At 72.6% G+C, this 7,304-nt stretch carries 7 protein-coding genes; 3 read left to right on the plus strand and 4 right to left on the minus strand.

Features of this window, described 5'->3' with window-relative positions:
• Positions 1-6 precede the first annotated feature (6 nt).
• From DEJ17_RS16175 to DEJ17_RS16185, 3 genes are all read right to left on the minus strand, one after another.
• Entirely contained in the window at positions 7-2,454 is a 2,448-nt protein-coding gene (locus DEJ17_RS16175; RefSeq protein WP_258366865.1) for a GH92 family glycosyl hydrolase, read from the minus strand.
• 103 nt (positions 2,455-2,557) lie between these two features.
• Complete coding sequence (locus DEJ17_RS16180; protein ID WP_110895266.1) at positions 2,558-3,022, minus strand: hypothetical protein; 465 nt, start codon at positions 3,020-3,022, stop codon at positions 2,558-2,560.
• A 40-nt stretch (positions 3,023-3,062) separates the two neighbouring features.
• Positions 3,063-3,953: an SDR family NAD(P)-dependent oxidoreductase gene (locus DEJ17_RS16185; RefSeq protein WP_110895268.1), complete on the minus strand. Its 891-nt coding sequence runs from the start codon at positions 3,951-3,953 to the stop codon at positions 3,063-3,065.
• A 77-nt stretch (positions 3,954-4,030) separates the two neighbouring features.
• On the opposite strand from DEJ17_RS16185, the gene DEJ17_RS16190 reads away from it, so the two are divergent.
• Positions 4,031-4,603, plus strand: coding sequence for a TetR/AcrR family transcriptional regulator (locus DEJ17_RS16190; RefSeq protein WP_110895270.1), 573 nt, complete (start codon positions 4,031-4,033; stop codon positions 4,601-4,603).
• A 44-nt stretch (positions 4,604-4,647) separates the two neighbouring features.
• On the plus strand, positions 4,648-5,823 hold the full coding sequence (locus DEJ17_RS16195; protein ID WP_110895272.1) for a MalY/PatB family protein: 1,176 nt from the start codon (positions 4,648-4,650) through the stop codon (positions 5,821-5,823).
• Positions 5,824-5,963: 140 nt separating this feature from the next.
• Here DEJ17_RS16195 and nagB read toward each other — a convergent pair whose 3' ends face one another.
• Entirely contained in the window at positions 5,964-6,749 is a 786-nt protein-coding gene (nagB, locus tag DEJ17_RS16200; protein WP_110895274.1) for a glucosamine-6-phosphate deaminase, read from the minus strand.
• Positions 6,750-6,809: 60 nt separating this feature from the next.
• Between nagB and DEJ17_RS16205 the strand changes: the two genes are divergently transcribed.
• Positions 6,810-7,304, plus strand: a 495-nt coding sequence (locus DEJ17_RS16205; RefSeq protein WP_110895276.1) for an NUDIX domain-containing protein, incomplete at its 3' end; no start/stop codon positions are given.

The raw sequence follows: 7,304 nt of genomic DNA on the forward strand, positions 1-7,304 counted from the left end.
GTGTGTTCACCGGTCGATCGGCCGCCCCCGCACTCCCGATGCCCACGTCGTGTCCGCCGTGTCCCCGACCCGGAGCGACAGCGTGCCGCCCCGCGTCACGAACGACGCCGGCACCCATGACCGTTCGTGCGTCCACCCGTTCAACCGGGCGCCCTGCACGTACGGCTCGGTCCCCGAGGACCGGATGACGATCCGCTGCCCGCTTGCGCGCCGGATGTCGACCGTGCTGAACGTCGGGCTGCCGATGAGCATGTCCGCTCGCCCGGGCGTCTGCGGGAAGAGCCCGATCGAGGCGAAGACGTACCAGGCGCTCATCGTGCCGAGGTCGTCGTTGCCCGGCAGCCCGCCGGGGCCGGTCGAGTAGGCGTCGTCCACGACCTGCCGCACGGTCTCCTGCGTCTTCCAGGGCTTGCCGAGGGCGTTGTACATCCACGGCGTGTGGATGTCGGGCTCGTTCGTCGGGTCGAACTTCGTGGCGTCGCCGCCGGTGACCGCCCAGTCACCCGAGGCGTCGTGGAAGAAGTCGTCGAGCCGTGCGACCGCGGCGTCGTCACCGCCGAGCGCACTCGACAGCCCCCGCACGTCCTGCGGCACGAGCCAGGTGTACTGCGCGCTGGTGCCCTGCGCGAACCCGGTCCCCGTCGACGGCGACCAGCCCGGCGTCCACGAGCCGTCGGCCTGCCGCGCGGCCTGGTACCCGACGGCGGCGTTGAAGGTGTTCTTCCAGTACGTCCCCCGCTCGGCGAACATCCGGGCGTCGGAACGAAGTCCGAGGGAACCCGCCCAGTACCCGAGCGCACCGTCGGAGATCGAGTCCTCGAGGGTCTCGGCCGCTCCACCCCAGCAGGAGCAGTCGTCGTTCGCCGCGTACTGCCGCTCCAGGTACTCGTCGAGTGCGGGCCGCTGCGCCAGGCACTGCCCCGGGCACCCGATGTCGCTCTCGGCGTCCGCGTTCTCGACCGTCGCCTGGCGTTTGAGCGAGGCGTAGGCGGCCCGGACGTCGAAGTTCCGGACACCCATGGCGTACCAGGTGGCGAGCGTGGCCGCCGAGGGGTCGCCGGTCATCACGTGCGTCGGCGCTCCGAGGTGCAGCCACCGGTCCCACACGCCGCCGTTCTGCTCGGCGAACCGGAGCATCGACTGCGCCATGTCCCCGGCGACGTCCGGCCGCAGCAGCGCGAGCAGCTGGATCTGCGCCCGGTACTGGTCCCACCCGGAGTACGTGCCGTAGACGGCCCGGTGTCCGCGGTCCATCCGGTGCACCCGCAGGTCCGGGCCGAGGTAGCGCCCGTCGCGGTCGTTCAGCGTGTTCGGCTGCATGAGTGCGTGGTAGACCGACGTGTACAGCTGGGTGGTCCGGTCCGCCGTGCCGCCACCGACGCGCAGGCGCGACAGTTCACGGTTCCAGGAGGCCCGTGTGTCGGCCGCCACGCTGGCGACGGTCGATCGCTTGGTCACCTCGCCGTCACGGTTGGCGACCGCTCCGGCCGCGCTCACGTACGAGATGCCGATCTTCGCCTGCACCGTCGCTCCGCGACGCGCGTCGAACCCGACCCACGCGCCGGAGCCGCGACCGGCGCGGTCGGCGCCGGTCAGGTAACCCTCCCCACCGGAGGAGGACGTGCCTCCAGGCTGGACCGTGCCGTCCTTCCAGGTACCGGTGCTCGCGAACGCCGTGTCGAAGGTCGCGGTGAAGTAGAGGCGGTAGTAGCTGCGGCGGTCCGGGTTGGTGGCGCCGCCGCCGTTCGCACGGCGGCTGCAGAAGCCGCCCGTCAGGACGCTGCCGCTGACCGTGCGGGTGCGGGGGTCGACGCGGGTGATCGCGGCCTCGCTGCCGTTGATCGAGTTCGAGGTGCGGAACAGCAGGTTCGCGTCCTTGCCGGCCGGGAACGTGAACGCGCCGACGCCGGCACGGGTGGTCACGGCGAGGTCGGTGCGGACGCCGTTGTCGAGCGTGACGCCGTAGCGGCCGGGGCTCGCGGACTCCTGGTCGTGGGAGTACCCGGCGGCGTAGACGGCGTCCTTGGTGTCGGCCGACGGCGAGGTCGTGACCGGGGTCGTGACCGGCATGATCGGCACGTCGCCGGCAGCACCCGGAGCACACCCGGCTCCGTTGAGGTGCGTCAGGCTGAAGCCGCGCAGCCGGTTCACGTCGTACGAGTAGCCGTTCGCGACCGGGGTCGAGGTCTGGTCGCCCGCGGTGCCGGTGGGACTCCACTGCACCATGCCGAACGGCGCGGTGGCCCCTGGCCAGGTGTTGCCGTTGTTGCTCGTGCCGATGAAGGGGTCGACGTAGCGTGCCGGATCGGTCACGGTGCGCCTGGACTGCGTCGAGGGCGAGGCCACGGCCGGCGCGGCGACGATCCCCGTCCCCAGCAGTGCGGCGATGGCGGCCACCGCGGCGAGCGGGAGCGGGCGGAGGAGCGGGCGACGGTGCACGCGAGATCGGTTCACGTTCGTGACGCTAGCCCCCTCGGACGGGGGACGCCGCTTTCGACACCGAGCGCTCTCCCGCTGTTCACGTCGGGTTCGGCGACGGGCTCCTACGGGCTCGGGGTCAGCCGCCGTACTCCGCACAGTCGTCGGTGCCGCTGAAGCAGGCCGGAACGTGGCGATCCCGCCCGGGGTCGCTGTCCGTCTGGTTCCAGCGCCCCTGCGGGACGGCGAGCACGTACGCGGCGATGAGCACGATCGGTGCCGTGACGAGGGCGGTCACCACGACGCCGGTGCGCCCCGTCCGGACGCCGAACAACACGGCGACGAAGAAGGCGACGGGCCCGAGGACGAGCAGGAACTCGTAGGTGTGGACCGCACCGGGACTCTCGACGTTGTCCCCGAACAGGCGCAGCGTCGAGACGATCGTGGCGAACATCGCGACGGGCACGACGCAGAGCACCAGCACCGCGGCGAGCGCGACGCGGCGCTCCACCCGGGCACCACGGCCCCTCCGGCGCTCCCGCTCGAGCCGCGCGTACTCCGCGCCCACCGGGTCGTCCGTCGCTGCGTCGTCCACCCCCACCATCGGGCGAGTGTCGCACGGAACGGTGCCGACCGGTACGTGATCAGGCCGTCGTGCGCGCTGCGACCTCGTCGACGAAGGTGCGGACCCGCTGCCGGAACCCTGGGTCGGCTGCTGCCCCGCGGACGGGTACGACGTGCATCCGCCGGTCACGCCGGCGCAGCGCCGGACCGACGAAGACCCCCTCGGCGACGTCCGGCGCGGTGGCCGACCAGAGCGTCGAGCGAGCGCCGTCCTCCGCGGTCCGGGCCATGCTGCGGGCGACCAGGCCGCCGAGGCGCTGCATGAGGGTCTCGGCCTGGTCGTTCATCCCCGTCGCCGCGATGCCGGGGTGTGCGATGACCGAGCGGACGTCCGAGCCGGCCGCGCGGAGCCGCTCACCGAGGTCGACCGCGAACGCCGTCGCCGCCGTCTTCGAGTCGGTGTACACGGCGAGCTGGGAGTAGTCGCTCGGATCGTCGACCCCGCCCGGTGCAGGCACGCGGCGGGTGCGCTGCGACAGGTTCGACCCGACGAGCACGACGCGGGGCGACGGTCCGCCGAGCACCGGGAGCATCGCGTCGGCGAGCACGGCCGGCCCGACGACGTTGGTGGCCCAGGTGCGTTCGATGCCCTCGTCGGTCAGCGCGAACGCGCCGAGCGTCGCGCCGGCGTTGTTGACGAGGGCGTCCACGACGATGCCGTCCGCGGCGAGCTGCCGGGCGAACGCCGTGACCGAGGCGACCGACGCGGTGTCGACGACCCGCGCCTCCAGACCGGCGGGCAGGACGCGAGCCGCCTTGTCCGGATTGCGGACCGCCGCGATGACGCGCGCTCCGGCGGCGGCCAGTCGGATCGCGACCACCAGACCGAGTCCGCCGGTCGCACCGGTGACCACGACCGTCCGCCCGTGCTGGTCCGCCATCTGTCCGGGCTCCCACGTGAAGGGTTCCATCGTCGTCTCCTGTCCACTCTCGGCGTCGAATCGGATGATCCATCCGGAACGCTAGCACAACCGGATAAAGTGTCCACATGACGATCGCGATGGCTCGACCGGAGGCACTGCGGGCCGACGCACAGCGCAACCGGACCGCCCTGCTCGACGTCGCTCGCGCGTTCCTCGACCGTGGCGAGCCCGCGCTCCTCAACGCCGTCGCGCACGAGGCCGGAGTGGGTGTCGGGACGGCCTACCGGCACTTCCCCACCCAGCAGCACCTGCTCGAGGCACTCGCGATCGACGCGCTCGAGGACATGCTCGACGGGGTGCGCGACGCCGTGGCCCTGCCCGACGCAGCGGACGCGCTCCGGGGGGTCGTGACCGCTGCGTTCCGGAGCATGGTCGACGACGCGGCCCTCGGCGACCTGCTGACGAACGGCGGGTTCTCGTGCGCCGACACCGCGGCGCTCGCGGGCGACCTGGTCGAGTCCGTCGACGCGCTGCTCGCACGGGCACGGGCCGAGGGGCTCGTGCGTGCCGACGTCGACGCGGACGACCTGCGACGGCTGCTGTGCGGGATGCGGGTGGCCGCCGTGGCGGGTGGCTCCCGGGTGCACGACCCCGAACGCTACGTCGAGGTGCTGCTGGCGGGCCTCCGCCCGGCCTGACCACCACCCTCGCGCCCCGCGTGCCTCGCTGTCAGGATGGGCGCATGAGCGTCATGGTGTCCGTCTTCGATGCGTACCGGTCCCGCACGAGCGAGAAGTACACGGCCTACCCGCCGGACGTGCTCCCCATGTTCGTCGCCGAGATGGACAGCATGCTCGCCGAGCCGATCCGCGACGCCCTGGTCACGGCGGTGACGAACGGCGACACCGGGTACGTCGGGCACGGACGGGCCCTGCCCGAGGCGTTCGCCGACTTCGCCGAGAGCCGGTGGGCATGGCGGGTCGACCCCGACCTGGTCCGCACCACCACGGACGTGTCGGTCGAGGCGGTCGAGGTGCTGCGCCGGGTCATCGAGCCGGGCGACCAGGTGGTCATCATGCCGCCCGTGTACCCGCCGTTCTGGGAGTACGTGTCCGAGGCCGGCGGTACCGTCACCGAGGTCCCGCTGCTTGCCCCCGCAGGCCCGGCCGACCCCTTCGACACCACGGCCGGCTGGCGGATGGACCTGGACGGCCTCGCGCAGGCGTTCGCCGACGGAGCCCGCACGGTGCTGCTCTGCAACCCGCACAACCCCCTCGGCCTGGTGCACGACCGTGCTTCCCTCGTCGCGCTCGCGAAGCTGGCCGCCGAGTGGGACGCCGTCGTGGTGTCCGACGAGATCCACGCGCCGCTCGTGCACGCCGACGCGGTGTTCACGCCGTTCCTGGAGTCCTGCCCCGAGGCCGCATCGCTCGGCGTCGCCCTGACGAGTGCGAGCAAGGCCTGGAACCTGGCCGGCACGAAGTGCGCGCTGATGGTCGGCGCCTCGGAGCGGGCCCGCGCCTGGTTCGACGGCATGCCGACCGAGGTCGTCGAGCGCACCGGCATCCTCGGCTACACGGCGAGCGTCGCGGCCTTCAGCGAGGGCGGGCCGTGGCTGGCGTCACTGCTCACCGAGCTCGCGGCGAACCGGCGCACCCTGGCCGAGCGGATCGGCGACGTGCTGCCCGGCGCCGAGTACCGGCAGCCGCAGGCGTCGTACCTGGCGTGGCTCGACCTGCGGGCGCTGCCGTGGGGCGACGACCCCGCGGCGGTGCTCGTCGACCGGGCGAAGGTGGCGCTCGGCTCCGGCCCGGCGTTCGGACGGCAGGGCCGGGGCTTCGCGCGGCTGAACTTCGGGTGCTCGGCGGAAACCCTCGACGAGGGGCTCAGCCGCCTCGCCGCAGCCGCGCGCGCCTGACACGGGACCCGGCCGGAAGACGCCGGCGTGCGCGTGCGACGCCCGGCAACCGTCGACACGCCCCCGAATTCGGCGGCGTGTCGGCGCTCGGGCGGCGTCTGAGCAAGACGCCGGCGTCTGACCAAGACGCCGGCGGCGGCCTACTCGAACCGCTGCCAGGCCGGCTTGTTCGCGTACGTGTAGCGGTAGTAGTCGGCGAGCTGCAGCCCGGCGGCGGCTTCCTCGTCGACGACGACGGTCGCGTGCTCGTGCAGCTGCAGGGCCGATCCGGGCACGAAGGAGCTGAGCGGCCCCTCGATCGCAGCGGCCACGGCCGCTGCCTTCGACGGGCCCTGGGCGACGAGGACGAGCTCGCGGGCCTCGAGGATGGTGCCGAGCCCCTGCGTCATGCAGTGCGTCGGGACCTGCTCGGGCGAGTCGAAGAAGCGCGCGTTGGCGTCACGCGTCGACGGCGCGAGGGTCTTGATGCGCGTGCGCGAGGCGAACGACGACGTCGGTTCGTTGAACCCGATGTGACCGTTGGCCCCGATGCCGAGGATCTGCACGTCGATCCCGCCCGCGGCACGGATCGCGGCGTCGTACTCCTTGGCCGCGAACTCCAGGTCGGCGGCACGGCCGTCCGGCACCCGCACGCGCGACGCGTCGAAGCCGAGGGGCGCCACGACGTCGCGGGCGATCACGGCCGCGTACGACTCGGGGTGCTCGAGCGGGATGCCGACGTACTCGTCGAGGGCGAACCCACGGGCCTCGGCGAACGAGATCTCGCCCGCCTGCACCCGGCGCTGCAGGTCGGTGTAGATGCCCTGCGGGCTGGATCCGGTGGCGAGACCGATGACGGCGGACGGCTTCTTGGCGACGACGGACGCGATCTTGGCCGCGGCGACGCGACCGACCTCGTCCGGCGTGGGCAGGATAATGATCTCCACACGGCCAGCCTACTGGTCATGACCAGTCTGCGACAGGGGTCGTGTGGGTAGCGTGGAGGCATGCCGACCCCCGACTTCGTCCTGTCCCTGCGCGAGAAGATCGGCACGGCGCCGCTTTGGCTGTCGGGCGTGAGCGCGATCGTGACGCGCGGCTCCGGCGCCGAGCGCGAACTGCTGGTGGTGCGACGGGCCGACACCGGCGCGTACACGCCCGTCACCGGGATCGTCGACCCGGGCGAGGAACCCGCCGTCGCCGCCGAACGCGAGGTCCTCGAGGAAGCCGACGTCGTCGCCGTCGCCGAACGCCTGGCCTGGGTGCAGGTGCTGCCCGAGATGACCTACCCGAACGGCGACCGGTCGCAGTACCTCGACCTGGTCTTCGCCTGCCGGTACGTCTCCGGTACGCCGAACCCCGCCGACGGCGAGAACACCGAGGCGTTCTGGGCCCGACTCGACGCCCTGCCCGACATGTCGGAGAACATGCGGGCACGCGTCGAGGCCGGGCTGGCGGACGAGCGCGAGGCGCGCTTCCAGCGCTGTCTCTTATACACATCT

This window comes from Curtobacterium sp. MCSS17_011 (assembly GCF_003224275.1).
Lineage (GTDB): Bacteria > Actinomycetota > Actinomycetes > Actinomycetales > Microbacteriaceae > Curtobacterium.